The organism is Aquamicrobium sp. NLF2-7, from assembly GCF_022359935.1.
Taxonomy (GTDB): domain Bacteria; phylum Pseudomonadota; class Alphaproteobacteria; order Rhizobiales; family Rhizobiaceae; genus Mesorhizobium; species Mesorhizobium lusatiense.
Genome location: NZ_JAKSED010000001.1, coordinates 1,084,853 through 1,111,320, shown reverse-complemented (window position 1 = coordinate 1,111,320; position 26,468 = coordinate 1,084,853). Strand labels below are relative to the sequence as shown.

At 64.2% G+C, this 26,468-nt stretch carries 16 protein-coding genes; 12 read left to right on the top strand and 4 right to left on the bottom strand.

The window, feature by feature from the left end; all coding sequences use genetic code 11:
- Window positions 1–511: 511 nt before the first annotated feature.
- On the bottom strand, window positions 512–5,923 hold the full coding sequence (locus tag MIC97_RS05395) for an alpha-2-macroglobulin family protein (protein WP_239799170.1): 5,412 nt from the start codon (window positions 5,921–5,923) through the stop codon (window positions 512–514).
- Window positions 5,924–6,238: 315 nt separating this feature from the next.
- Here MIC97_RS05395 and MIC97_RS05390 point away from each other — a divergent pair, with 315 nt between their 5' ends.
- On the top strand, window positions 6,239–8,170 hold the full coding sequence (locus MIC97_RS05390) for an autotransporter assembly complex family protein (RefSeq protein WP_239799169.1): 1,932 nt from the start codon (window positions 6,239–6,241) through the stop codon (window positions 8,168–8,170).
- 25 nt (window positions 8,171–8,195) lie between these two features.
- Window positions 8,196–12,374 (top strand): translocation/assembly module TamB domain-containing protein, encoded by a 4,179-nt coding sequence (locus tag MIC97_RS05385; protein ID WP_239799168.1) that lies wholly within the window; start codon window positions 8,196–8,198, stop codon window positions 12,372–12,374.
- A 243-nt stretch (window positions 12,375–12,617) separates the two neighbouring features.
- Here the strand turns inward: MIC97_RS05385 and MIC97_RS05380 are convergent, their stop codons facing one another.
- Both MIC97_RS05380 and MIC97_RS05375 read right to left on the bottom strand, forming a co-directional pair.
- A complete protein-coding gene (locus MIC97_RS05380; RefSeq protein WP_239799167.1) occupies window positions 12,618–13,214 on the bottom strand; it encodes a hypothetical protein in 597 nt (198 codons plus the stop codon).
- Between the two features lie 263 nt (window positions 13,215–13,477).
- Window positions 13,478–14,251, bottom strand: a complete 774-nt coding sequence (locus tag MIC97_RS05375; RefSeq protein WP_239799166.1) for a VOC family protein — start codon at window positions 14,249–14,251, stop codon at window positions 13,478–13,480.
- A 261-nt stretch (window positions 14,252–14,512) separates the two neighbouring features.
- Between MIC97_RS05375 and MIC97_RS05370 the strand changes: the two genes are divergently transcribed.
- From MIC97_RS05370 to MIC97_RS05355, 4 genes are all read left to right on the top strand, one after another.
- Window positions 14,513–15,880, top strand: a complete 1,368-nt coding sequence (locus MIC97_RS05370) for an NAD(P)-dependent oxidoreductase (RefSeq protein WP_239799165.1) — start codon at window positions 14,513–14,515, stop codon at window positions 15,878–15,880.
- 2 nt (window positions 15,881–15,882) lie between these two features.
- Window positions 15,883–17,196, top strand: a complete 1,314-nt coding sequence (gene preA, locus MIC97_RS05365) for an NAD-dependent dihydropyrimidine dehydrogenase subunit PreA (protein WP_239799164.1) — start codon at window positions 15,883–15,885, stop codon at window positions 17,194–17,196.
- Between the two features lie 192 nt (window positions 17,197–17,388).
- Window positions 17,389–17,913, top strand: coding sequence for an Rrf2 family transcriptional regulator (locus tag MIC97_RS05360; protein ID WP_239799163.1), 525 nt, complete (start codon window positions 17,389–17,391; stop codon window positions 17,911–17,913).
- A gap of 16 nt (window positions 17,914–17,929) precedes the next feature.
- Window positions 17,930–18,388, top strand: coding sequence for a carboxymuconolactone decarboxylase family protein (locus MIC97_RS05355; protein WP_239799162.1), 459 nt, complete (start codon window positions 17,930–17,932; stop codon window positions 18,386–18,388).
- A gap of 78 nt (window positions 18,389–18,466) precedes the next feature.
- Here the strand turns inward: MIC97_RS05355 and MIC97_RS05350 are convergent, their stop codons facing one another.
- Complete coding sequence (locus tag MIC97_RS05350) at window positions 18,467–19,090, bottom strand: TetR family transcriptional regulator C-terminal domain-containing protein (protein WP_183832475.1); 624 nt, start codon at window positions 19,088–19,090, stop codon at window positions 18,467–18,469.
- Window positions 19,091–19,315: 225 nt separating this feature from the next.
- On the opposite strand from MIC97_RS05350, the gene MIC97_RS05345 reads away from it, so the two are divergent.
- The 6 genes from MIC97_RS05345 (at window position 19,316) to MIC97_RS05320 (ending at window position 26,466) form a co-directional block, all read left to right on the top strand.
- Window positions 19,316–20,644 carry an aspartate aminotransferase family protein gene (locus MIC97_RS05345; protein ID WP_239799161.1) on the top strand — a complete coding sequence of 443 codons (1,329 nt, stop codon included), beginning with the start codon at window positions 19,316–19,318 and terminating at the stop codon, window positions 20,642–20,644.
- Between the two features lie 172 nt (window positions 20,645–20,816).
- Complete coding sequence (locus MIC97_RS05340; protein WP_239799160.1) at window positions 20,817–22,067, top strand: Zn-dependent hydrolase; 1,251 nt, start codon at window positions 20,817–20,819, stop codon at window positions 22,065–22,067.
- A gap of 66 nt (window positions 22,068–22,133) precedes the next feature.
- A complete protein-coding gene (gene hydA / locus MIC97_RS05335; protein WP_239799159.1) occupies window positions 22,134–23,585 on the top strand; it encodes a dihydropyrimidinase in 1,452 nt (483 codons plus the stop codon).
- A gap of 45 nt (window positions 23,586–23,630) precedes the next feature.
- Complete coding sequence (locus tag MIC97_RS05330) at window positions 23,631–24,467, top strand: ABC transporter ATP-binding protein (RefSeq protein ID WP_239799158.1); 837 nt, start codon at window positions 23,631–23,633, stop codon at window positions 24,465–24,467.
- Window positions 24,468–24,475: 8 nt separating this feature from the next.
- Entirely contained in the window at window positions 24,476–25,354 is an 879-nt protein-coding gene (locus MIC97_RS05325) for an ABC transporter permease (RefSeq protein WP_239799157.1), read from the top strand.
- Window positions 25,351–26,466, top strand: coding sequence for an ABC transporter permease (locus MIC97_RS05320; protein WP_239799156.1), 1,116 nt, complete (start codon window positions 25,351–25,353; stop codon window positions 26,464–26,466). The genes MIC97_RS05325 and MIC97_RS05320 overlap by 4 nt, the downstream gene beginning before the upstream one ends.
- The last annotated feature ends 2 nt before the right edge of the window (window positions 26,467–26,468 follow it).

Below are 26,468 nucleotides of genomic sequence, written 5' to 3'. Positions count from 1 at the left end.
GAGGAGGTGCTGCGATATCGCTTGCGCACATCTCACTTACCGGCAGGTGGCGGCAAGGCTGTTGCCATATCCACCTTCTCCCCTTGTTGAAGAAGGTGGATCGGAGCGCTGCGCCGGGACGGATGAGGGGGTGCTTCCTCAACTGCACGGCGTTGGCTGCGTCAGCACTTCTTATTCCACCACGCTTCGCAAGCTCACCTGCTCCCACAAGCGGAGAAGGGGATGTGCTGCATGATCGCTCATGCGAATTTCCACCGGTGTGGTTGGCGGCAACAAGGTCGATGCAAGCGCTCTTCCTTCTGCCTCTGCGGGAGAAAGTGGATCGGCGCGCAGCGTCGGGACGGATAAGGGGTTCCCTCCTCAAGCTCGTTGCTTTGCAGGCTTCAGCGCTTCTCATTCGACCTCGCTTCGCGAGTCCATCTGCCGCCACAAGCGAGAAGGGAACGCCTGCGTCGGCGTTGTGGGGACATGTCTGCGCTGTCTGCTTGCGCAATCAGGCATGGCTATATCCTTACGGCGCCTGCACCTCCATCATGCCGGTGGCAGTGCGGGCGGAGTATTGAGGGCGGTACATGTCCTCGACGCTTGCCGCCGGATGGGCGTAGACGCCGGGTGTCACGGCACGCACCACATAGGCCAGCATCACCTCGCCCTCGCTGCTGCCGCCCGGATCGAAGGCGGCGACGAAGCGGTCGTCGCGGAATTCGAGATGCGCGGCATTGGTCTGCGGCAGCCAGCCGAAGTTGGAAAGCTGGGCGCTGGAGACGAGGCCCGGATTGTCGATCTCGAAGCCGGCCGGCAGAAGATCGGTCACGAGCATGCGGGTCGGCCAGTCGTTCAGGTTCCGCACCCTGATGACCGCCACGTAACGCTCGTTCTGGCGGGCTTCCGTCACATTCGCTTCCTCGCCGTCGAGCGTATAATAGGTGCGGCCGATCTCGAAGCCGTCGCCGCCGGCCGGCAGCGGCTGGGCGGGTGCTGCGACCGTGGTGACCACGGCGTCGATGGCGTCCTTGCCCGCATTGGCGATGGTGAGCGGGTTCTGAACGAGGTCGGCGCCGTCGATCTCGCGGGCGAAGGCACCATCATGGGCGGCGCCGTCGACGGTCAGCGAAATAGCGTCGTTGCTTTCCTTCAGGCCGCGCGCGGCCAGCAGCATCCAGGCGTTGTCCTGCGTGCTGGTCCATGTGGCGGATGCGCGTTTGCGGTTCACCAGCCTGACCAGTTCCGGCACCACCGAAGGTGCGGGCTTGCTGTCGGCGGCCAGCGCCAGCATGGCCGCCGCATCGCGCAGCGGCGAGGCATAGTCGGCGCGATACTGGTTGAAGGCGGCGGTGTTGCGGGCAAGCTGCAAGGCCGCCTGGAACGTCGCCTCCGAGCGCTGTGCATCGCCATAAAGGGCAAGTGCTGCGCCAAGCTGGGCGACTGCCAGCGGGCTGGAGAAGGCTTCCAGCTTGGTGTCGGCATAGTAACGCAGATCGCCGACGGAGGCCTTCTTGTTGCGGGCCAGAACATAGAGCGCGTAGGCCATCTCGCTGCCGCGATCCTGCACGTCCTGATCGTAGCCGAGGCTGTTCTGCAGGTTGGATAGCGCCCGGGTGACGGCGCGTTCGGGCACGTCATAGCCTTGCTCGCGCGCCCGGGTCAGGAAGTCCGTGGCATAGGAATCGAGCCACAGATCGCCCGAGCCCGGACCCCACAGGCCGAAGCCGCCGGTGGAGGACTGGTGCGCGATGACGCGGTAGATCGCCTGCTGCACGCGCTCGTGCAACCCATCGTCGACGGGGATGCCGAAGCCCTGCGACAGGTCGCTGACATAGAGCAGGGGCAGTGCGCGGCTGGTGGTCTGCTCGGTGCAGCCATAGGGGTAGCGATCGAGCGCCAGAAGCAGGGACGGCACGTCGAGTGCTGCCGTGCGCGACACGCCGACGCTGACCGAGGCGCCAGGCAGGAGGCTTGCCGACAGCAGTTCCTGATCGATGCGCAGCGACGCGCCGGGCTTCAGGTCGACGACCATGCGGGTGGTGACCGGAAGCTGTGCCGGGCGCACGGGCAGGTAAAGCACCTGTTCGGCGGATGTTCCGCCGGCATGGGCGAGGCGCACGGTCAGCGAGGCATCACCCGGTTCGACCGCCATCAGCGGCACCTCGAAACCGCGCCGCTCGCCGGCACCAAGCGTCACGCTGGCCGGCACGCCATCGTCGCCGATGGCGATGCCGCCGGTGCTGTCGATGGTAACCGCATAGTCGCCGGCCGGGCCATCGGTGTTGGCGACGTCGAGGCGCAGGGTGGAGGCGTCGCCGGGGGCGAGGAAGCGGGGCAGGCCGGCGGTGATGACGACGGGATCGCGCACGATCACGTCTTTTTGCGCATTGCCGACCGCCGATTTCGTCCAGGCGATGGCCATGACGCGCACCGTTCCGTTGAACTGCGGCACGTCGAACGCCACGCCGGCCTTGCCGTCATCACCGACTTCCACGATGCCGGAGAAGAAGGCGACCAGCTTTTCCTTCGGCGGATTGCCCTGCGATTGCAAGGCGGCACCATCGCCGCCGGTGCGCAACCGGCCGGCAGCACCCAGCGAACCATCGATGAGGCGGCCGTAGAGGTCGCGCAGCTCAAGGCCCATCATGCGCTGGCCGAAGAACCACTCTCCGGGATCGGGTGCCTTGTAATTGGTGAGGTTGAGGATACCGACATCGACGGCGGCGACCGTGACATAGGCTTTTTCGCCGGCGGCCATGCCGGAGACTTCGACCGGAATGGTCAGCGGCTGGCGCGGTTCGGTCTTTTCCGGAGGCGCAAGGGCGATCGCCAGCTTGCGTGCCGCCGGATCGACCTTCAGCCATTTGACGCCGATGGCGCGGGCGGGCATGCGCGTTTCCTGCGCGTCGCCCGGACGGAACAGGGTGGCGGTGACGTAGGCACCCGCACCCCAGTCTTCGCCGACCGGAATGTCGACCGTACCGCCGCCCGCCGGAACTGAGGCCGAAACCACCTTGAGCAGCCTGTCGGCACCCACGGCGACCAGAAGCTCGCCGGCGAATTGCGGCGAGACCTGAAGCTTCGCCACTTCGCCCGGCGCATAAGTGTCCTTGTCGAGCGCGATTTCGAGCCCGTCAGGCGTTTCGGTGGACGAGGCCTCGACATACCAGCCGGCGTCGAATTCATGGCTGGAGGCAGGGCCGTCCGCATCGGGGCTTTCGACCTCAAGGCGGTAGCGGCCCCAGTCGACGGGCATGGAAACGGAAGCGGCGTCATTTTCGCCGATGTCCACGCTGCCGGCGGCGATGGCGCGGGTGAAGGTCACCGGCTCGTAGTTCCACGAGCCGCCATTGCGATACCACTGATAGTTCCGCTCGACCCTGACCAGCGACCATTTCGCGCCCTGAAGGCTGGTGCGTGCGCCTTGCGAATCGACGGCGATGAGGCTGAATTTCGCCACGCCGCCCTGTGGCACTTCCGTGAATTCGGGGCGGATGCCGATCATGTCGCCCTGAGGGCGCACATCCAGATCGAGCGAGCGCTCGACGGCGCGGCCGCCGGTTTCGCGCATGCGCACGGTGACCCTGGCCTTCACCAGCCGCGTGGTGGAGGGAAGCTGGTCTATGGCGAGCGGGAAAGTTGCCTTGCCGTCCGCGCCGAGCAGCGGAAGATCGGTCAGCGGCGCAACGGAGGGCTCGCCAGCCTCTTCGTCGGCGAGGCCGAAGGAGAAGCCCCTGAAGCGGTCCCACTGGCGGGTCAGCGAAAGCGTGCGCTCGCCCTCTATGGCAAGGCCTGCGGCGGGCGCGCCGTAAAGGAAGCGGCCATCGACGGTGAGGTTCGCCGTTTCGCCGGGTGCGATCTCCTTTTTGTCCGCGCTGAGGTCGAATTCGATGCGGTCGGGAACGAAATCCTCGACCAGAAACATCTGGCTGGCGATGGCGGGCTTTTTGGGATCGGTGTGGATGGCGACCGACCAGGTGCCGCGCATGGCGTTGGGTTCGAGCGGCAGTTCGAGCGCGTGGCCGCCGGCGGCAGCCCCCTCGGAGACGATGCGGCGATCCTCGACCCCGTCGGGGCGCGAGAAGATGAAGGTGAGCGGCAGTTTTTCCACGGCGTCGGCGCTGCCGTCGCGGGCGAGGGCGGCGACATGCACGGTCTCGCCGGCACGGTAGATGCCGCGCTCGGTCCACGCAAAAATGTCCAGTGCGCCGGGAGCGGCGCGGCCGCCCACGCCACGGTCCGAAAGGTCGAATCCGGCGCGGCCCATGTCGAGGAAGACGAAATCGCTGTCGCCGTTCTTCGCGGTCAGAACCGCAGGCACCAGACCGCCTTCGCCGCGGGTGAGGCCGGGATTGAAGATGGCGCGGCCTTCGTCATTGGTAACGGCGGTGCCAAGCACCTCGTTGTTGCGGGCAAGCAGGGTCAGCTCCGCGCCGGTGACGGGCTTCGCGCTGGCCAGCGAACGGGCGAAAACGGTGAGGCCGTCCTCGCCGGTATAGGTGGTGAGGCCGATGTCGGACACGACGAACCATTGCGTGGCGCGCGAGTTCCAGCTGTCGCTCTGGTCATCGAGCGGCTGGGCGGTCAGCACATAGACGCCGGGCTTGCGCTGCGGGATCGCTTCATCGACGGGGAAGGAGGTGGTGACCTCCTTGTTGAGGTCTCCGGCGATTTCGAGCTGGCCTTCCCACACCGGCTCGCCCATCTGGTCGGCGATGCCGGAAATGTCATAGCCGTCGAGCTGGCGCAGGAACTGGTAGCCGGACAGCAATTGCGCCAGCGCCCGGTCGCCGATGCGGTAAAGCTTCATGTCCGCCGCATCCATGTTGACGGTGACGACGGGAATGCCGCGCCGCGCACCGGCCGGCAGGACGAAGGAATCGCCGGTAAAGCGCGCCGAAGCGGCGCGATCCTGCACATAGATAGACAGGGTGACGGGCGCGGTCAGCACCTCGCCGATGGCGGCCGGCAGGCCGGCGCGGAATGTGACTTCGTAGGACTGGCCGTGCGAAAGCCCCTCCACGCAGATCTGGCGCTCTTTCGCCTCGATACCCGCCGGGGCGGACCCGTTGACGCGCACGAACTGCGTGTAGTCGACGTCGGTGCGCACCAGATCCTCGGAGAACTGCGCGCAGATTCGCGGCGCTATCGTATCGGCATCGATGGAATGGTCGACGATGCGAAAACCCTTCCGCGCCTTCAGGTCCTCATAGATGCCGCGCACCGAAGCCGAATTGACGAGCGCGAGGCTCGCTTCATAGGCCTGCAGGGCGGGGCGGTAGAGCTCGCGCCCATCGAGCGCGGAGCCGAGACTGGCCAGCGCGTCGGCGCGGATCGCGGTGGTGCGCGACAGGTCATAAGCATTGAGAGCGGCCGAAGTGGCGTTGGTGCGCAGCGTGGAGGTGTCGCCACTGTCGTGCGGGCTGACGGCGAGATTGGCACGGGCGAGTTCAAGCCAAAGCTTGCCCTCCTGAGGCAGGGCGGACAGGGCCGCCTCATACTTCTGAACGGCGCCGCGCTGGTCGCCTCGTTGTGCGGCGGCTGCGGCATCCTCGACCAGCGCGCCCAATCCCTCTTCAGGCCTTTGGGCGTGCGGGCCGGTCAGGTTTTTACGATACTGCTCGGCCTGAGACTTTATCCAGTCCGGCACATAGGTGAGTGCGGGCGGCGCGCCGATATCGACATCGCCATCGATGATGACAACCTTGCCGGCCGTGGCGCCCGCGAAAGGCTTCATCTGGTTGAAGTCGGACTTCAGGAAGCACCACTTCGCCTTGTTGTTGTAGGTGAAGGCGCGGCAGGCCGAATCGCCGAGGCAGGCGGACGAGCACTCATCGAGGCTCACATTCTGCTCGGAGCGCAGGTCGAAACCGAAGAAATCCGCGTTTTCAGTGGTCACGATCCGGCGCGCATCCTGCGCGTGGGACAGTCCTGTCATCGTCAGAAATGCGAAAGCAATTGCGGCAAGGGCCCGTGACGCGCGCATGATCGTGATGCCTCTTTGAGTTTGCGGCCAGATTTCGGCTATCGGCATGGCTTGTCAATGTCGCCGCCGCGCCACAGGCGCCGTAACGGTTTCATTTCACAGCATTCGTCGTTATTCAGCCCGAATGTCGTGTTCACGGATTCTTGCCTGAACAGCGAAGGATTTGATTTTCAACCTTGTGCTCTTCTGGCACAAGCGGACGCAACGTAATTCATCAAATATCCGAAATTTCAGTCGAATTTTAACTTTGTTCGTTAAGTTGAGGGAATGCGGCACGAAACGAGGCAGAAACCGAACGAAGCAGCGGCAGGCATTTCCCTGCCGCGCGCGCTGTTGTTCGCGCTGCTTGCAACGTCGGCCCTGACGGTTTCACCTCAGCCGGCCGCCGCATTCGAGCTGTTCGGCATCAGGCTGTGGGGCTCCGCCGCCAATGACGAGGACAGCGACATCGTCGATCCGATGAATTATTCGGTCACGATCAATGTGCCCGACGACCATGACGATCTGAAAAAGAAGCTGGAAGCCGCGTCGACCCTGAATACGGACGAGGACAGGCCGGTTTCCGGCTCGCTCGGCCTGATGTCGAAGGCGCGCGGCGATCGCGAGCAGCTCGTCGCGGCTCTTTATGCGGACGCGCGCTATGAGGGCGTGGTCAATGTTTTGATCGATGGCCGCTCCATCGACGATCTGCCGCCCGATGCCGAGTTCCGGGGCCCGCAGCCGGTTCCCGTGGTGATCGAGGTAACGCCGGGGCCGAAATTCACCCTTGGCGACATTCGCCTGACCGGCGACGCCGCCGGGCTGACCGGCGCGGACTTCGGGCTGATTTCCGGTGGCGATGCGGGATCGGGCGCGATTCTCAAGGCCGAGGCGCTGATCGTGCGGGCGCTGAAGGAAGAGGGCCGCCCTCTGGCCGAGATCACCGACCGCGAGATCGTGGCTGATCACAACACGACGACGCTGGACGTCACCCTTGCGGTGAAGGCCGGGCCGGTGGCCGGCTATGGCGAGACCACGGTCGAAGGCACCGAGCGGATGGACCCCGAGTTCACCCGCTACATGGCGGGGCTGAAGCGCGGCGAGCGCTATTCGCCCAAGGACATCGATGACGCGCGTGAACGGCTTCTGGGGATGGAGGTCTTCAACAGCGTGACGCTGCGCGAGGCCGACCAGCTCGACGGTGAGGGCAACATCCCGGTCGATATCAACGTCACCGAGCGCAAGACGCGCTATCTGGGCATTGGCGGCACCGTCTCCAATACCGAGGGCGTCGGTCTCGAAGGCTACTGGGGCCACCGCAACCTGTTCGGGCGGGCCGAGAAGCTGCGCATCGACGGTTCGGTGAGCGGCATCGGCTCCAACGACATTTCGAAGCTTAACTACAATGCCGGCGTGATGTTCGAAAAGCCCGGCGTTATCGGGCCGGCATCGAAATTCTTCGCCAATCTGAAAACGGTGTACGAGCACCCCGACGCTTATGACCGTTTCTCGGTCAAGGGTGCTGCGGGCGTCTCCTATCAGATCGACAAGAAGCGCAGCGCTTCGGCCGAGTTTTCGCTCGACTATTCGAAAATCACCGACAGCTACGGCAAGAACGACTATCTGATCGCCTCGGTGCCGTTGCAATATGTCTATGACAACCGCAACGACAGGCTCAATCCGACCAGCGGCTTCCGGGTGCTGGCCTATGCGGAGCCGAGCTACGACCTGCTCAACAGCAAGGCTTTCATCAAGCTGCGCGGCGAGGGCTCGGCTTACTATGCGCCGCTGGAAAGCAATCGCTTCGTGCTGGCCGGCCGCGTGGCTGCTGGGTCGATCCTCGGCGCCGGCGTGAGCCATGTTCCGGCGGACAGGCGCTTCTATGCCGGCGGCGGCGGATCGGTACGCGGCTATTCCTATCAGGGAATCGGGCCGAAGGATGCCAATGGCAAGCCGACGGGCGGCCTTTCCTGGTTCGAAACCTCGGCGGAACTGCGCATCAACGTCACCGACACGATCGGCATCGTGCCCTTCGTCGATGCCGGCACGGTGTCCAACAAGCAGTTCCCCGAATTTTCCGATATGAAGGTGGGCGCGGGCATCGGCCTGCGCTATCTGACACCTTTCGGGCCTCTGAGGGTGGATGCGGCGATACCGCTCAACCGCGAGTCGGGCGACCCTCGCTATGGTATCTATGCGGGAATCGGGCAGTCATTCTGACCCGGCAGGACGGCAGGCAAGAAGCATGAAGATTGCAAAGCGGATCTTGCGCATCGTGTTCTATGCGGTGCTTGTCGCCGTAGCCGGCCTTGCGGGTGCGGCCGTGGTGCTGACGACCACCGAGCGCGGCCGCGAGAACCTTGCCGGACTGATCTCGGACATGGCTTCTTCCGACGACATGAAGGTCGCCATTCGCGGCATCGACGGCATCTGGTCGGGCAACCTGCGTGTCGATCATGTGGTGCTGGAAGATCGCGAAGGGCCGTGGCTGGTGCTGCGCGAGGTGGCGGTGGACTGGTCGCCGCTGGCGCTGCTTTCGCGCACTTTCCTTGCCGATAGGGTGGCGGTCGGGCGCATCGAGGCGGCGCGCGCGCCGGTTTCCAGCCCCGACGAAAAACCGCGCACAAGCGGCGGGTTCTCGCTGCCGGTTTCGGTGGATATCCGCGCCATCGACCTGCCGCAGGTGGCGCTGGGCGAGGCGCTTGCGGGTGCGGGCATTGCTGAACTCGCGGCGCAAGGCCATGTTCGCGCGGAGCGCTCGCCGCTGGCGGTGGAGGCGGACCTTTCCGTGGAGCGACGCGATGGTCATGAGGGCTCCGTCTCGGCGCTGGTGCATTTCCTGCCCGGCGACAACCGGCTCGATCTGAACGTTCAGGCTGCCGAGCCTGCCGGCGGCATCATTGCCAATCTTCTGCAACTGCCGGATGCTCCGCCGGTTAACATTGTGATTTCGGGGAACGGCCCGCTTGCCAACTGGACGGGACGCGGCACCTTCCATGCCGCTGGCGAACTGATTACCCAGGTTTCCGGCCAGCACGCATTCATCGACGGCGGCAGTCGCGTCGAACTGCGCGGCGACGGAGATTTCGCGCGCTTCGTCCCGGCCCGCTTCAAATCCCTGCTCGCCGGCCAGACCCGTTTCGAGATCGCCGGCAGGTCGCAGACCGAGAGCGGCATCACCATCGAAACGGCAACGGTCGACACTTCGGTGTTGCGCGGCGTGGCGCGGGGCAGCATCAATCCGGCAGGTGCGACCGATTTCTCGCTGGAGTTCACCTCCGCCGGGCCGACCGTGCCGCTGGGCCTCGGCAGCGAGGAAAGCCCGATCGACATCGAGCTGCAATCCGCTTCGCTGCGCGCCTTCGGCGAGGGCAGGGCGCCGATGGTCGACATCGAAACCCATCTGGCGAGCGTCGCCACACGCGACATGCGCGTCGACAACATCGCGCTGGCGCTGCATTCCGATGGTTTCGACATCGAAAATCGCAGCGGCCCGATCGCCGGCACGGCGAGTGCCGACAAGATCGGGTTCGACAATCCCACCATCGCACCGCTGATTGCCGGTCGCATCACGGCGCTGGTGGAAGGCAATGTTACGAAAGATGATATCACCATCGGCAAGGGCGAGATCGCCAGCGATGCGCTGAAAGGCGGCTTCGACGGTAAAGTCTCGCTGGCCGACGGCGCAATCGAACTGAACGTGAAGGCGGATGCCGCATCGGCCGCGCTGCCGGCAGCCGCGCGTCCGGCGCTTGGCGAACGTACCACGCTTTCGGTGGCCGTGCGCCGCGACACCGACGGCAATGTAACGGCCGACAGGCTGGAGCTGTTGTCCGGCCCGCTGTCAGCTGAGGGCAAGGCGAGCCTCTCGGACGGCAACATCGCCGCCGAACTGAACGGCGCGCTGGCCGATATCGCGCCTTTCGCGAAGGAAGCCAGCGGCGCGATAGCGCTCGCCCTGAAAGCCAGCGGTTCGCTGGTCGCGCCCGATGTGGCGGCGACGATCAGCAGCAACAAGCTGGTTGTGGCCGATCGTGAAATCACCGGCCTGAAGCTGGATGCGACGGCGAAGGCCGACGCTGCCAACCCCGCCGCTGACGTGACGCTGTCGGGCAATGTCGCGGGCGAGGCGTTGCAGGGCAAGGCGACGCTGAAGAGCGAAGGCGGGCAAAGCCGCATCGACGGGCTGACGCTTTCGCTCGGCGCCAATCGTATCGCAGGTGATCTGGTGCTCGATGACGCGTTCCTGCCCGAGGGCCGGATCGGGTTCGAACTGCCGGATATGGGACCGCTGGCCGCGCTGGCGCTGGAAAAGATCGAGGGCGCTCTCAATGGCAGCGTCGTATTCTCGAAGCCGGAAGGCGTGCCGAAGGTGGCGGTGAAGGCCGTCACGTCCAGCCTGACGCGCGGCGACCTCAACGCCCGCAACGTCACGGTGGACGCGCAGGTTTCCAACTACGCTGAGGCTCCGGCGATTTCCGGTACCATAAAGGCCGACGGCGTGACCTCTGGCGGCACCGCTGTCACCGGCATCAACATCGACCTGAAACAGGAAGGCGACTGGACGGCCTTCTCGGGCGGCGCAACGGTGAAGGACATTCCCGCAAGCGCTGCGGGCCGGGTCCGGGTTGCCGACGGCACCACGACGCTGGAGCTGAAATCGGGGCAGGCGACGTTCCAGGGCGTGCGCGCGGCGATCGCCGAGCCGTCCACAATCGTCGTCAAAGACGGCCGCACCGCGCTGGAGCGGCTGGTGATCGGCATCGGCAATGGCCGCATTACCGTTTCGGGCGCGGTGGCTGATGCCCTCAACATAAAGGCTGACCTCGCCTCCGTGCCGGTTTCCGTGGCCAATAATTTCGCGGCCGGGCTCGATGCTGCGGGCAGCATTTCAGGCACGGTGACTGTGACCGGCCCGACCTCCGCGCCGGTGGTAAAATACGATCTGAAAGCCAACGGTCTCGAAGCGGCGCAGACCCGCTCCGCAGGCCTTGGCGGCATCGGCATCGACTCGACCGGCACCTTCGCCAACAACCGGCTCGACTTCACCTCGACGATCTCGGAAGGCTCGGGCATGCGCCTGCAGGGCGGCGGCGCGGTGACCACGCAGGGCACGCCGAACCTGTCGCTCGACTTCAACGGCAATGTGCCCTTCGCCATCGCCAACCGCATGCTGGCGCAGAACAGCATGTCAATGGAAGGAACGGCGGCGGTTGCCGTAAAGGTGAGTGGTCCGGCCACTGCTCCCGTCATCAGCGGCACTGTCCGTTCCAATGGCGCGCGCTTCGTGGCAGCGCAGGCCGGGATCGCGGTCAACGACATCGCGCTCGACGTGGGCATGGGCGACGGCGTGGCGACCATCAACCGCTTCACGGGACGGCTGTCGTCGGGCGGCACGCTGACGGTCGGCGGCACGGTCGGCATCGACGTCAATTCCGGGTTCCCGGCCGACATCAGTATCCGGCTGGCCGACGGGCGCTATACGGACGGCCATATCGTCACCGCCAATCTCAGCGGCGATCTGGCAATCAAGGGCCAGCTGACCGCATCGCCCATGCTTTCGGGCACCATCAATCTGGCGCGCACGGTGATCACCGTGCCGACCAAGTTGCCGACTTCGCTCTCGGAACTGAACGTGCAGCACCGGAATGCGCCAGCGGCCGTGCGCCAGCAGGACCGGGCGCTCAATCCGCCGAGCAGCGGCGACGGCGGACCAAAGAGCGGCATGAACCTTGACCTGACTGTCAACGCGCCGAACTCCATATTCGTGCAGGGCAGGGGCGTCGATGCCGAGCTCGGCGGGCGCATCAAGCTGACGGGCGCGGCCACCTCTCCCGAGGCGGTGGGAAGCTTCGAGCTGAGGCGCGGCCGTCTTGAAATTCTCGGCAAGCGGCTGAACTTCACCGAAGGCACGCTGACCTTCTCCGGTTCGACGATCCCCTACATCAACTTCGTGGCTGAATCGACGGCCTCGGATGCGACGGTGACGATCACCGTGACCGGCGAGGCCACCAATCCGAAATTCGTGTTCGCTTCGGTTCCGGCGCTGCCGGAGGACGAGGTGCTGGCCCGCCTGATTTTCGGGCGTTCCATGTCCAACCTGTCGCCATTGCAGATCGCCCAGCTTGCCGAAGCGGCAGCCCAGCTTGCCGGTGTCGGCGGCTCGACCTCGCTGCTGCAGAACCTGCGCAACGCCATCGGCGTGGACGACCTCGACGTCATCACCGACGATCAGGGCGGCACGTCGGTGCAAGCCGGCAAATATCTGAACGACCGCACCTATGTGACGATCCAGAAGGGCGAGAAGCCGGGCTCGGGCAAGGCGCGCATCGACCTCACCGTCGGGCGCGGCGTCAAGCTGCGTGGCGAGGCTTCCGATGCCGGCGAGGCCAAGGGCGGCATTTTCTACGAAAAGGAATATTAGGCCGCGCAAGCCTGCGCGTTACCTCCGGGCGTGGCTGGAGCGCGGATGCCGGGAGGTATGGCGCGCCGGACGCGCAGCACCGGACTGCCAAGCTGTCGTCAATACGGGAGGGAGGCAGAGGAAAAACTGCCGACCTTAAAGCGTGTCGCGATCTTACAGATTCGCTCCTTGCGCTTTAAGTCGTTGTTTTCACGCATGTCGTTTCCCCGAAAGCGGTTCCCGCTTTCGGGGAAACGACATGCTTTACAGGCGGCCGCAGCTCTGCATCTGCTGGGCGTAGCGGCGGGCCATGGCGTCGGTGTCGCGCGCATAGCTGCGAATGCCGGCATTGCTTTTGTAGGCGCCGCGCTTGTAGCCGTTCCAGCCCGAGTAATAGGCGAGATAGAGATTGTAGGTGTCGTTGCGGGCGATGCCCAGCGTGCTGGCGCTTTTGGCATGATACCAGCCGACGAAATCGACGGCATCGGCGAAAGAGGTGCGCCGCGCCGCGAAATTTCCGGTCTCGCTGCGATATTGCGCCCAGGTGCCGTTCAGCGCCTGCGAATAGCCGGTGGCGGTGGACTGCCGTTTCCACGGAATGAAGCCGAGCAGCTTGGTGCGCGGCGGCTTTGCATTGGCCTTGAAGCCGGATTCCTTGCGCACCGTCGCCATCAGCACCGGCACGGGTATGCCGTGCTTCGCTTCGGCCTTTTTCGCAGCTGAATGCCAGTTGTTGATCCAGCCGTCGCGCTGGTCGAAGACCGCGCAGACATTGTTGATCTGGCTGGGCGGCGTCGCGCAGGCCGAAAGGCCGAGCAACGCCACAACAGGTAAAACTCGACTAAAATTGTACGCAGACATGCCCCGAGCTTTACGCGCAAATGATAAAGGGAGTGTTGAGCGGATTTTAACCTTTGTGGCGATGCCGGGGCAGTTCCCATCCTGATTCCGAAGCCGGCTGCAAGCCTATGAAAACAAAGGCCGCTCCGTGACCGCGCGCGGCGGTGGAGCGGCCTGAAGCGTGCCGCGATCTTTCAGATCGCTCCTTACGCTTTGAGTTCCTGTTTTCACGCATGTCGTTGTCCCGAAACCGGTCTCATTTTCGGGCGAGATGCTTTCGTTTGTCAGCGGACCGGGGCAACGAGGCCGAAAAATGCGCCCTGCGGGTCGATGCAATTGACGATCCACTGGCCGCCGGGAACTTTCTCCGGTCCGAATATCACCGTGCCGCCGCCATCGGTAACGCGCCTTGCGGCCGCATCGATGGCAGGCACGTTGAAATAGAACTGCCAGCGGGGCACCGGCATCTGTGGCGGGCGGTTCATCATGCCGCCGTTCTGTTCGCCATTGACGGCGAAAAGCTGGTAGGTGCCCATCTCGCCCATGTCTATGGCGTCATCCCGGGTCCAGCCGAACTGACCGGAGTAGAATTCCAGCGCGCTTTCCCAGTCATCGGCATAAAGCTCGCGCCAACCGATGTGACCGGGCGCGTCCATTGGCGCCGGCGGCAGTTCCGGCCCATTCCCGTGCAGCAGCATGAAGACCGCGCCTTGCGGATCGGCGACCACCGAAAAGCGGCCGACATCGGGAATGTCCGCCGGTTCCCGATGCACCGATCCGCCCGAAGCCTTCACCGAGGCGGTGACGGCGTCGACGTCGTCGGCCTCGATATAGCCCATCCATGCCGGCGGCATGCCGCTGTCGCGGATTTCCTCGGGAAAGGCCATGAGACCGCCGACGCCGCGGTCTCCGGCCTTGATGACGAGATAGGGTGGAGCGCCGGGCGCATCGAAGGGCTCTGCCGTCCAGCCGAGGACGCTGGTGTATAACGCTTCGGCGGCTTCCAGGTCATTGGTCATCAGTTCGTACCAGAAGAAGGATGTCGCGCGATCCGACATGAGATTTCTCCCTGTTTGGCGACCGTGTCGCACAGTCGCATCCATAGGACGGCCGATGCCGACCGTTCCCGACATGGTAAAACGCTGCAGATGTTCCGTGGTTGCAGCAAGATGTATAAAAACATGATAGAATAAATCATGTTTACTGTGCATTTTCAGTGACTTTGCTGAAAATAGACCAATTGATAAAAGTTCCGGATGTGCTAGCCTTTCCTCAAATACAAGAACAAGGGGCCTGAAGAACAGCAAGGGGAGTGTGGAATGGCGAGTGCTCATTTCAAGGAAGGCATTGCCGGCGGCCGTCTACCGGCTGAGACCTATGCTGAGAACTTCGCCGATCTTCATCCGCCGCTCGATCATCATGAGGCGCTGGTGGAGGCCGACCGCTGTTATTTCTGCTACGATGCGCCTTGCATGCAGGCCTGCCCCACCAGCATCGACATTCCGCTGTTCATCCGCCAGATCGCCACTGGCAATGCCGTGGGTGCTGCGAAGACGATCTTCGACCAGAACATACTTGGCGGCATGTGCGCGCGGGTGTGTCCGACCGAGACGCTGTGCGAGGAAGCCTGCGTGCGCGAGGCGGCGGAGGGCAAGCCGGTGCAGATCGGCCGGCTACAACGCTACGCCACCGATGAGGCGATGGAGGAAAGGCGGCAGTTCTACCATCGCCCCGAACACGGCAGCGGCAGAAGGGTGGCCGTCGTGGGCGCAGGGCCGGCTGGCCTTGCATGCGCGCACCGGCTGGCCATGCACGGCCATGAGGTGACCATCTATGAAGCGCGGCCGAAGGCCGGCGGGCTCAACGAATATGGCATCGCCGCCTACAAGAGCACCGACGATTTCGCGCAGGCCGAGGTCGATTACGTGACCGCCATCGGCGGCATCGACATCTGGAACGGCATGGCGCTTGGCCGCGACGTCGAGCTTGCCGACCTCGCCGCAAGCCATGATGCGGTTTTCCTCGGCATGGGGCTTGGCGGCATCAATGCGCTGCGGGCCGAGGGCGAGGATGCGGCGGGGGTCGAGAACGCCGTCGATTTCATCTCCATCCTGCGCCAGACCTCGGATCTTGCCGCCCTCCCGGTCGGGCGACGCGTCATCGTCATCGGCGGCGGCATGACGGCCATCGACGCCGCCATCCAGTCGAAGCTGCTCGGCGCGGAGGAGGTGACGATCTGCTACCGGCGCGGCAAGGCCGACATGAACGCCTCGCTCTACGAGCAGGACCTCGCCGCCGCCAACGGCGTGATCATCCGCCACTGGCTCCAGCCGCGCCGCGTGATTGCGCACAATGGCAGGGTCACGGCGCTGGAACTCGAATACACCACCATGGATGGCGACCGGCTGGTCGGCACGGGCGAACTGCTCACCCTGCCGGTGGACCAGATCTTCAAGGCGATCGGCCAGACCTTTGCGGCCGACAGTCTCAACGGCTCGGGCAAGACCATCGAGCTGGAGAATGGCCGCATCCGGGTGGACGGCGAAGGACGCACCACCATGGCGAAGGTGTGGGCCGGCGGCGACTGCATCCATGGCGGCGACGACCTGACGGTGACCTCGGTGGCGCAGGGAAGGGATGCTGCGGAAAGCATCCACCGCGCCCTCAGCGCGAACGGGAGGGCATGATCATGGCAGATCTGCGCAGCGATTTCGTCGGGATCAGGTCGCCCAATCCGTTCTGGCTGGCCTCGGCGCCGCCGACAGACAAGGCCTACAATGTCGAGCGCGCCTTCAGGGCGGGCTGGGGCGGGGTTGTGTGGAAGACGCTGGGCTCGGAAGGACCGCCGGTCGTCAACGTCAACGGCCCGCGCTACGGCGCGATCTGGGGCGCTGACCGGCGACTGCTCGGCCTCAACAACATCGAGCTGATCACCGACCGCGACCTACAAACCAACCTGCGCGAAATGAAGCAGGTGAAGATGAACTGGCCGGACCGGGCGCTCGTCGCCTCGATCATGGTGCCCTGCGTGGAGGAGGAGTGGAAGGCGATCCTGCCGCTGGTCGAGGAAACCGGGGCGGACGGCATCGAGCTGAATTTCGGCTGTCCGCACGGCATGAGCGAGCGCGGCATGGGGGCCGCAGTCGGGCAGGTGCCGGAATATATCGGGATGGTGGTGCGCTGGTGCAAGCAATATACGCGCATGCCCGTCATCACCAAGCTGACGCCCAACATCACCGACATCCGTAAGCCGGCGCGGGCGGCGAAGGCCGGCGGCACCGATGCGGTGTCGCTGATCAACACCATCAACTCCATTACCTCGGTCAATCTCGACACTTTTTCGCCGGAACCGTCGATCGACGGCCGGGGCAGCCATGGCGGCTATTGCGGGCCGGCAGTGAAGCCGATCGCGCTCAACATGGTGGCCGAGATCGCGCGCGATGCGGAAACGGCGGGCCTGCCGATCTCCGGCATCGGCGGCGTGACCACATGGCGCGATGCGGCCGAGTTCCTGGCGCTGGGGGCCGGCAATGTGCAGGTGTGCACGGCAGCCATGACCTACGGCTTCAGGATCGTGCAGGAAATGATCGCCGGCCTTGAGAACTGGATGGACGAGAAGGGTCATCGTTGCCTCGACGACATCATCGGCCGTGCCACCCCCAACGTCACCGACTGGCAGTATCTCAACCTCAACTATGTCGCCAAGGCGCATATCGATCAGGAAGCCTGCATAAAATGCGGGCGCTGCCATATCGCCTGCGAGGACACCTCGCATCAGGCGATCACGGCAATGGTCGACGGCGTGCGCCATTTCGAGGTTATGGAGGACGAGTGCGTCGGCTGCAATCTGTGCGTCAATGTCTGTCCGGTCGAAGGCTGCATCACCATGCAGCCGCTGCCGGCCGGCGAGATCGACGAGCGCACCGGCCAGCCGGTTTCGCCCGTCTATGCCAACTGGACCACGCACCCGAACAATCCGATGGCGCGCACGGCGGCCGAATAGATCCTCCCGGGCCGGGCGGGGTCGCCGCGTGGGGTAGCGGCCCCGCCTGCGCTTGGCGGGTGACGGATAAATGGTCTGAAATCGCGATCCCTGTTGCAGGAGGTGTCAGCAGAGACGCCTGCAATCCTTTCGCCTAATTGTGGATATAATTTATCCATGATAATCCTTGTCCATGAAATGGGATGTGATTGAATGAAACTCAGCGAGGGCGTCGAGGCGGCCATTCACTGCGCGGCGTCGCTGGCCGGGCTTGATGAGGGGGCGACGATCCCCGGATCGGCGCTGGCCGCGCAGTTCGGCCTGTCGCCAAGCTACCTGCTCAAGCACCTGCAGGCGCTGGCCGGGGCCGGCATTCTGGAATCCGTGCCGGGGCCTGCCGGCGGCTATCGGCTGGCGCGGGCGGCGGAGCGCATTTCCCTGCTCGATATCGTGGTGGCGGTGGAGGGGCCGCAGCCGGCGTTCCGATGCGGTGAGATCCGCCGGAACGGCCCGGTGAAGCTGCCGGACGCCGCCTATGTGAAGCCCTGCGGCATCAAGGTTGCGATGCTGCGCGCGGAAAAAGCTTGGCGAATGGCGCTTGCCGCCGAGAAGCTCTCCACCATCGTGGCGGACTTCAGGAAGGGCGCCGATCCGCGTTCGGTCGCTGCCGCCTGCGCCTTCGTGGCGCAGCACGGACGGCCCCAGAAGCCTGTTTGGAAGCCTGATTCAGGCACATGACAGAAAGGATGAAGAGATGAAACAGAGAATGGATTTTTTCGCCACCGCCCCAGCGATCATGAAACAGGTGCTGAAGCTCAATCAGGCCGTCGAGGAGTCCGGTCTCGAGCATTCGCTGCTGCATCTGGTCAAGCTCAGGGCCTCGCAGATCAATGGCTGCTCCTTCTGCGTCGATATGCACAGCCGTGAGGCGATGCGTGACGGCGAGAGCCAGCAGCGCGTGTTTCTGGTTTCCGCATGGAAGGAATCTCCGCTCTATTCCGAGCGCGAACGGGCTGCCTTCGCATATACCGAAGCGGTGACGCTGATCGCGGGGCAGGGCGTTCCGCAGGCCCTTTACGAGGCGACCCTGAAGCATTTTTCGGAAGAGGAACTGGTCAAGCTGACGGTTGCCATCGGCATGATCAATGTCTGGAACCGCCTGTGCGTGTCGTTCCATGCGCTGCATCCGGCAGAACAGGCAATGGCCGCCTGATGCAGGCACCGCGCATCTTTCCTACCCATGTGGCGGAGGGCTGCAATCTCTTGCCGGCCGATAGGTCCGGCGGCTTCCTCAAACCCTGAGGCAGCCCAGAAAAAGCTGTTCGAGGAAGCGCGCGGCATCCTCGAACCGGCCTTCGCCGTCGCGGTCCGGACCCAGCACGGCGCGCACCTGAACATCGAAATCGGCATAGTGCTGGGTGGTCGCCCAGATGGCGAAGATGAGGTGGTAGGGGTCGGCTCTGGCGATTTTTCCGGCCCGCATCCAGTTCTCGATGATGCGGGCCTTTTCATCGACCAGATCCTTCAGCTCGCCTTCCAGCATCTCCCTGATGCGCGGCGCGCCCTGAAGAATCTCATTGGCGAACAGGCGGCTTTCACGGGGAAAATCGCGCGCCATTTCGAGCTTGCGGCGAATGTAGCTCCTGATCTCGGTGATGGGATCGTCGGCGTCGTCGAACTCCAGAAGCGGAGCAAGCCAGGTGTGGAGCAAACGCTCCATCAGCGTGGCATGAATGTCTTCCTTGTTGCGGAAATAATAGAGAAGATTGGGCTTCGACATCCCCGCCGAATCCGCGACCTGATCGATGGTGGCACCCCGGAAGCCGTGGGCTGAAAACACGTCGAGCGCCGCTTCAAGTATGATTTCGCGCTTTTCCTGCTGGATGCGCGTGAGTGGCCTTGCGGTGGATGCCATGAACACTCGGTCCTTCCGGCTCAACATAATCTGGACCAATTCTCTGGACCAGTTGTTCACGGTCCCTTGGATCGGGCGGATCGTAGAACTTTTCGGTTAGTAATCGCTTGACCGCTCATACAGCGGTGCTAACGTTTGTCCAATCGGTCAAAAAATTGACTAGCACAAATTGGCTTGAGGGACCAAGCGTTGGCCGCGAGACATCAACCATCAGGAGGCTTGGTCATGTCCAACAGGCTTAAAGTAGCGCCTAACGATCTTTCCGCATTCTGGATGCCGTTCACGGCAAACAGGCAGTTCAAGCAGGCGCCGCGCATGCTCGTGGGCGCCAAGGATATGCATTACACCGCCGCCGACGGCCGCAAGATCATGGACGGCACCGCCGGCCTGTGGTGCGTGAACGCCGGCCATTGCCGCCCGAAGATCACCGAGGCGATCCAGCAACAGGCCGCCGAACTCGATTATGCGCCGGCCTTCCAGATGGGCCATCCCATCGTGTTCGAGCTGGCGAACCGGCTGGTCGACATCGCTCCGAAGGGGATGGAGCATGTGTTCTTCACCAATTCGGGTTCGGAATCTGCCGATACGGCGCTGAAGATGGCCATTGCCTATCACCGTGCCCGCGGCGAGGGCTCCCGCACCCGCCTGATCGGCCGCGAGCGCGGCTATCACGGGGTCAATTTCGGCGGCATCTCGGTGGGTGGCATCGTCTCCAACCGCAAGATGTTCGGCTCGCTGCTGACCGGCGTCGACCATCTGCCGCACACCCATCTGCCCGGCAAGAACACCTTCACCAGGGGTGAGCCCGAGCATGGCCTCGAACTGGCGGACGAGCTGGAGCGGATCGTCGCCCTGCACGACGCCTCGACCATCGCGGCCGTCATCGTGGAGCCGGTGGCTGGCTCGACCGGCGTGCTCATTCCGCCGAAGGGCTATCTCAACCGCTTGCGCGATATCTGCACCAAGCACGGCATCCTGCTGATCTTCGATGAGGTCATTACCGGTTTCGGCCGTCTGGGAACGCCGTTTGCAGCCGACTATTTCGATGTCGTCCCCGACATCATCACCACGGCAAAGGGCATTTCCAACGGCGTGATCCCCATGGGCGCGGTGTTCGTGACCAAGGACGTGCACGATGCCTTCATGAACGGCCCCGAGCATGTGATCGAGTTCTTCCACGGTTACACCTATTCGGGCAACCCGATCGCCTCGGCGGCGGCGCTGGCAACGCTCGACACTTACAAGGAAGAGGGCCTGCTCACCCGCGGCGCGGAACTGGCGCCCTACTGGGAAGACGCTCTGCATTCGCTGAAGGACGAGCCGCATGTCATCGACATCCGCAATATCGGCCTTGTCGGCGCCATCGAACTGGAGCCGATCGCGGGTGCGCCGACCAAGCGTGCGTTCGATGCCTTCGTGAAAGCCTTCGAGCGCGGCGCGCTGATCCGCACCACCGGCGACATCATCGCGCTGTCGCCGCCGCTCATCATTTCCAAGGGCCAGATCGATGAACTCATCGATCATGTGCGTGAGGTGTTGAGAATGGTCGACTGACCGGCCACAATGAGAAAGGGTGAGGGGCAGCGCAGGGAGAAGTGCTGCCCCCGCCTTCAGGACAGTTCCAACAGAGACGGAAAGAATTCCGCCGGAACTGCCAAGGATAACAAGAACGGGTGTTCCTGACCGCGATGGCGGCGGGAGCGCGCGCAAAACAAGAGGGAATGGAATGGTCGCCTCCGGCGAGAACCTTCGCATTGATCCGGACCGTTTGTGGGATTCGCTGATGGAGATGGCGAAGGTTGGTCCCGGCATTGCGGGCGGCAACAACCGCCAGACGCTGACCGACGCCGACAATGAGGGCCGTCATCTGTTCCGGCGCTGGTGCGAGGATGCCGGCCTTGAGATGGGCGTCGACCGCATGGGCAACATGTTCATGACGCGGCCGGGCACCGACCCGCAAGCGCTGCCGGTCTATATCGGCTCGCATCTCGACACCCAGCCGACAGGCGGCAAGTTTGACGGTGTGCTCGGCGTGCTGGCGGGGCTGGAAGTGGCGCGCTCGCTCAACGACCTCGGCATCGCCACAAAACATCCCATCGTCGTCACCAACTGGACCAATGAGGAAGGCGCACGCTTTGCACCCGCCATGCTGGCGTCGGGCGTGTTCGCCGGCGAGCTTGAGCTCGACTATGCCTATGGCCGCACCGACATGGAGGGCAAGCGCTTCGGCGACGAGCTGCAGCGCATCGGCTGGGTGGGCGAGGAAGAGGTGGGCGCGCGCAAAATGCACGCCTATTTCGAATACCACATCGAGCAGGGGCCGATCCTTGAGGCGGAAAACCGGCAGATCGGCGTCGTCACCCATGGCCAGGGGCTGTGGTGGCTGGAATTCACGCTGACGGGCAAGGAAGCCCATACCGGCTCGACGCCGATGGCGATGCGGGTCAATGCCGGCCTTGCCATGGGCCGCATTCTGGAGCTGGTGCAGACTGTTGCCATGGAAAACCAGCCCGGCGCCGTTGGCGGGGTGGGACAGGTGACGTTCGCGCCCAATTCGCGCAACGTGCTGCCGGGCAAGGTGGTGTTCACGGTCGACATCCGCTCGCCCGACCGGGCCAAGCTCGACGCCATGCGGGCGAAGGTCGAGGCGGAGGCGCAGAAGATCGCGGACGAGCTTGGGGTCGGCTGCGCGGTGGAGGCGGTGGGCCATTTCGATCCGGTGACCTTCGCGCCCGAGCTGGTGGCGCGGGTGCGCGCCGCCGCCGACAGGCTGGGCTATTCGCACATGGACATCATCTCGGGGGCCGGCCACGATGCGTGCTGGGTGGCGAAGGTGGCGCCGGCGACGATGATCATGTGCCCTTGCGTCGACGGGCTGTCGCACAACGAGGCCGAGAGCATCTCCAGGGAATGGGCCGCAGCCGGCGCCGACGTCCTCCTCCATGCCGTCATCGAAACGGCGGAGATCGTCGAATGAACTGAATCACATGAACCGAATGCTTAAAGCCGCTCACGAAGAAGCGGCAGCAACAAGGGGAACACAATGTCGAAAGTCATCAGGAACGGCACCGTCGTAACCGCCGACCGCACGTGGAAGGCCGACGTGCTCATGCAGCACGGCAGGATCGTGGCCATCGGCACGGGTCTGCACGGCGACCACGAATTCGACGCCACCGGCTGCTATGTCATGCCGGGCGGCATCGATCCGCACACCCATCTCGAAATGCCCTTCATGGGCACCTATTCCGCCGACGATTTCGAAAGCGGCACCCGCGCTGCCGTTGCCGGCGGCACCACCATGGTGGTCGATTTCTGCCTGCCGGCGCCGCAGCAATCACTGCTCGAAGCCCTGCAGATGTGGGACAACAAGACCTCGAAGGCGGCCTGCGACTATTCCTTCCACATGGCCATCACCTGGTGGGACAGGCAGGTTTTCGACGAGATGGCGCAGGTGGTGGATAAGGGCATCCCCTCGTTCAAGCACTTCATGGCCTACAAGGGCGCACTGATGGTGGACGACGACGAGATGTATGCCTCGTTCCAGCGCTGCGCGGAACTTGGCGCGCTGCCGCTCGTCCATGCCGAGAATGGCGACGTGGTCGCCGCCCTGTCGCAGAAACTGCTTGCCGAGGGCAATAACGGTCCTGAGGGCCATGCCTATTCGCGCCCGCCGGAAGTGGAGGGCGAGGCCACCAACCGCGCCATCATGATCGCCGACATGGCGGGCGTGCCGCTTTATGTGGTGCATGTATCCTGCGAGCAGAGCCACGAGGCTATCCGCCGGGCGCGCAGCAAGGGCATGCGCGTCTATGGCGAGCCGCTGATCCAGCACCTGACTCTGGATGAAAGCGAATATTTCAACCGGGACTGGGACCACGCGGCGCGCCGGGTGATGAGCCCGCCCTTCCGCAACCGGCTGCACCAGGATTCGCTATGGGCCGGCCTGCAATCGGGCTCGCTTCAGGCGGTGGCTACCGACCATTGCGCCTTCACCACCGAGCAGAAACGCTATGGCGTCGGCGATTTCACGAAAATTCCAAACGGCACCGGCGGTCTGGAAGACCGGATGCCGGTGCTGTGGACGAGGGGCGTCAACACCGGGCGGCTGACCATGAACGAGTTCGTGGCGGTGACCTCCACCAACATCGCGAAGATCCTCAACATGTATCCGCAGAAGGGCGCGATCGTGGAAGGCGCCGACGCCGATATCGTGGTGTGGGACCCGAAGCGGACGAAGACCATTGCGGCCGGCAGCCAGCAATCGGTGATCGACTACAACGTCTTCGAGGGGATGGAGGTGACCGGCATGCCGCGCTTCGTCTTCTCGCGCGGAGAGCTGGTGGTTCAGGAAACCGAGATGAGGACGAGGCCGGGCCACGGCGCGTTCGTGGCGCGCAAGCCCAATCCGGCGCCCAACCGGGCGCTCTCGACATGGAAGGAGATCACGGCACCGCGCAGGATCGAGCGCAGCGGCATCCCGGCGACGGGAGTGTGAGGCGGATGAGGACCAGAAATAATGACCGGGGAAGGGCCTGATTTCATGAATGCAATTGCCACCCACAAGCCTTCCTCCCCACTTCCGGCCGGTGAAAACGGGCTCGCCACCGTGGTGGCCGCAAGCAAGCTTGGTCTCACCTTTAATACCAATGACGGCCCGGTGCAGGCGCTCAGCAATGTCGACCTGACCATCGGCAAAGGCGAGTTCGTGTCGTTCATCGGCCCCTCCGGCTGCGGCAAGACCACGCTGCTGAGGGTCATCGCCGATCTGGAAAAGCCCACCTCCGGCACCATTCTGGTCAACGGCATGACGCCGGAACAGGCGCGCGAGCGCCGTGCCTATGGCTATGTGTTTCAGGCGGCCGCCCTGCTGCCATGGCGCACCATTGCCGACAATGTGGCGCTGCCGCTGGAAATCATGGGGATTTCCAAAGCCGAGCGGGAGGAGCGCATCAGGCGCACGCTCGAACTGGTCAATCTGGCCGGGTTCGAGAAGAAATATCCGTGGCAGCTTTCGGGCGGCATGCAGCAGCGGGCCTCGATCGCCCGCGCGCTCGCCTTCGATGCCGATCTGCTTCTGATGGACGAGCCTTTCGGCGCGCTGGACGAGATCGTGCGCGATCATCTCAATCAGCAATTGCTGGAGCTGTGGGCGCGCACCAACAAGACGATCTGTTTTGTCACCCATTCGATCCCCGAGGCGGTCTATCTTTCCACCCGCATCGTGGTGATGTCGCCGCGCCCGGGGCGCGTCACCGACGTGATCGAGACCAACCTGCCGCGCGAGCGGCCGCTCGACATTCGCGAGACGCCGGAGTTCCTCGCCATCGCGGCGCGCGTGCGCGACGGCCTCAAGGCTGGCCACTCCTATGAGGATTGAGGGCTGACATGGACAGTTTCCGATCCAAGATCATCCCCGTGACCACCTTGCTGGTGATAATGGTGGTGGCCTGGTACGCCTTTGCCGTGCAACTGAACGGACCGTTCCAGCGCGATCTCGACCGCCGCGCCGGCGAACAGCCCGGCACGCTGGAGTTCCTGATGCGGACGTGGTCGCAGCCGAAGCCGACGCTGCCGGCTCCGCATCAGGTGGCGCAGAATTTCTACAAGTCCACCTTCACGGTGAAGCCATGGAGCAACCGCAGCCTGATCTACCATTCATGGGTGACGCTGTCCTCGACCTTCGTGGGCTTCGCCTTCGGGGCCGTGCTGGGCATTCTGATCGCCGTCGGCATCGTGCATTTCGCATCGCTCGACCGCAGCCTGATGCCGTGGATCATCACCTCGCAAACCATTCCCATCCTCGCCATCGCGCCGATGGTGGTGGTGGTGTTCGCCTCCATCGGCATCACCGGGCTGTTTCCCAAGGCGCTGATCTCGACCTATCTGTCGTTCTTTCCCGTCGCCGTCGGCATGGTGAAGGGGTTGCGCTCGCCCGAAGTCATGCATCTCGACCTGATGCGCACCTATAACGCCACCCGCCCGCAGGTGTTCTGGAAGCTCAGGGTACCGGCATCGCTGCCGTTCCTGTTCGCCTCCATGAAGGTGGCGGTGGCGGCAAGCCTCGTCGGCGCCATCGTGGCCGAGCTTCCGACCGGGGCGGTGGCCGGCATCGGCGCGCGGCTGCTCAACGGATCCTATTATAGCCAGACCATCGACATCTGGGCAGCACTGGTGGCCGGCTCGATCGTCGCGGTGATACTGGTGGCGCTGGTCGGGCTGGCCGGACGCCTGACCGACCGCGCCATGGGTGGGAGGCCGGCATGAAGGTTTCACTTCCATGGCAGGTCCCGGCCGCGCTTCTGGCGGTTATCGTCGGCGCAGTCCTGCAGGCGGCAACCGCTGCCGGCGGGGGGCCGGACAATATCTGGCCGGCGCTCGGACTGATCGCGCTGGCGGCGGCCGGCACATGGGTGATGGCGGCGAAACCCATAGCGCAGGCGGTGGTTCTCTTCATCGGCGCGCATGGGGCGGCATGGCTGCTGCTCAGCGGCATCGCCGGGCATGAGGGGCAGGCGGGCGCTTCGTTCTATCTGGCGCTTGGCGCAGCCTGGCTTCTCGCATGGTGCTGCGTGACGATCCTGTCCGCGCAAAAGCCGGCTTCCCATCATGCCCGAAAGGCGCTCGGCATCATCATCCCGATCATCTTCGGCGCGTGGGTGCTGATCGTGTGGGAAGCCGTGGTGCGCGGCGCGGGCATCCCCTTTCTGCTGCTGCCGCCGCCCAGCGCCATCGCGGCCCGGATCGCGACTTCGACCGGGGTGCTGATGGCGGATGTGCGCCAGACCGTCTTCAAGGCGGTTCTGGCCGGCTATGTCATCGGTTGCGCCAGCGGCTTCATTGCTGCCATCGCGGCCGACCGCTTCACGTTCCTGCGGCGCGGGCTTCTGCCCATCGGCAACATGGCGGCGGCGCTGCCGATCATCGGCGTCGCCCCCATCATGGTCATGTGGTTCGGCTTCGACTGGCAGTCCAAGGCGGCGGTCGTGGTGATCATGACCTTCTTCCCCATGCTGGTGAACACCGTGGTCGGCCTGTCCGCCTCCAGCCACATGGAGCGCGACCTGATGCGCACCTATGCCTCCGGCTACTGGCAGACGCTGTTCAAGCTGCGCCTGCCGGCGGCAATGCCGTTCATCTTCAACGCGCTGAAGATCAGTTCGACGCTGGCGCTGATCGGTGCGATCGTGGCCGAATTCTTCGGCACGCCGGTGGTCGGCATGGGCTTCCGCATCTCCACCGAAGTCGGGCGCATGAACATCGACATGGTGTGGGCGGAGATTGCCGTGGCGGCCGTGGCCGGCACGCTGTTCTATGGCGTGGTGGCGCTGGTGGAGCGCGCCGTCACGTTTTGGCACCCGTCTGTCCGTGGTGGGTAGAT

What these genes read in the sequence shown, in the direction of transcription:
- MIC97_RS05395 (WP_239799170.1), bottom strand. Translation starts at nt 5,923, where the DNA reads ATGACAGGACTGTCCCACGCGCAGGATGCGCGCCGGATCGTGACCACT.
- MIC97_RS05390 (WP_239799169.1), top strand. Translation starts at nt 6,239, where the DNA reads ATGCGGCACGAAACGAGGCAGAAACCGAACGAAGCAGCGGCAGGCATT.
- MIC97_RS05385 (WP_239799168.1), top strand. Translation starts at nt 8,196, where the DNA reads ATGAAGATTGCAAAGCGGATCTTGCGCATCGTGTTCTATGCGGTGCTT.
- MIC97_RS05380 (WP_239799167.1), bottom strand. Translation starts at nt 13,214, where the DNA reads ATGTCTGCGTACAATTTTAGTCGAGTTTTACCTGTTGTGGCGTTGCTC.
- MIC97_RS05375 (WP_239799166.1), bottom strand. Translation starts at nt 14,251, where the DNA reads ATGTCGGATCGCGCGACATCCTTCTTCTGGTACGAACTGATGACCAAT.
- MIC97_RS05370 (WP_239799165.1), top strand. Translation starts at nt 14,513, where the DNA reads ATGGCGAGTGCTCATTTCAAGGAAGGCATTGCCGGCGGCCGTCTACCG.
- preA (WP_239799164.1), top strand. Translation starts at nt 15,883, where the DNA reads ATGGCAGATCTGCGCAGCGATTTCGTCGGGATCAGGTCGCCCAATCCG.
- MIC97_RS05360 (WP_239799163.1), top strand. Translation starts at nt 17,389, where the DNA reads ATGAAACTCAGCGAGGGCGTCGAGGCGGCCATTCACTGCGCGGCGTCG.
- MIC97_RS05355 (WP_239799162.1), top strand. Translation starts at nt 17,930, where the DNA reads ATGAAACAGAGAATGGATTTTTTCGCCACCGCCCCAGCGATCATGAAA.
- MIC97_RS05350 (WP_183832475.1), bottom strand. Translation starts at nt 19,090, where the DNA reads ATGGCATCCACCGCAAGGCCACTCACGCGCATCCAGCAGGAAAAGCGC.
- MIC97_RS05345 (WP_239799161.1), top strand. Translation starts at nt 19,316, where the DNA reads ATGTCCAACAGGCTTAAAGTAGCGCCTAACGATCTTTCCGCATTCTGG.
- MIC97_RS05340 (WP_239799160.1), top strand. Translation starts at nt 20,817, where the DNA reads ATGGTCGCCTCCGGCGAGAACCTTCGCATTGATCCGGACCGTTTGTGG.
- hydA (WP_239799159.1), top strand. Translation starts at nt 22,134, where the DNA reads ATGTCGAAAGTCATCAGGAACGGCACCGTCGTAACCGCCGACCGCACG.
- MIC97_RS05330 (WP_239799158.1), top strand. Translation starts at nt 23,631, where the DNA reads ATGAATGCAATTGCCACCCACAAGCCTTCCTCCCCACTTCCGGCCGGT.
- MIC97_RS05325 (WP_239799157.1), top strand. Translation starts at nt 24,476, where the DNA reads ATGGACAGTTTCCGATCCAAGATCATCCCCGTGACCACCTTGCTGGTG.
- MIC97_RS05320 (WP_239799156.1), top strand. Translation starts at nt 25,351, where the DNA reads ATGAAGGTTTCACTTCCATGGCAGGTCCCGGCCGCGCTTCTGGCGGTT.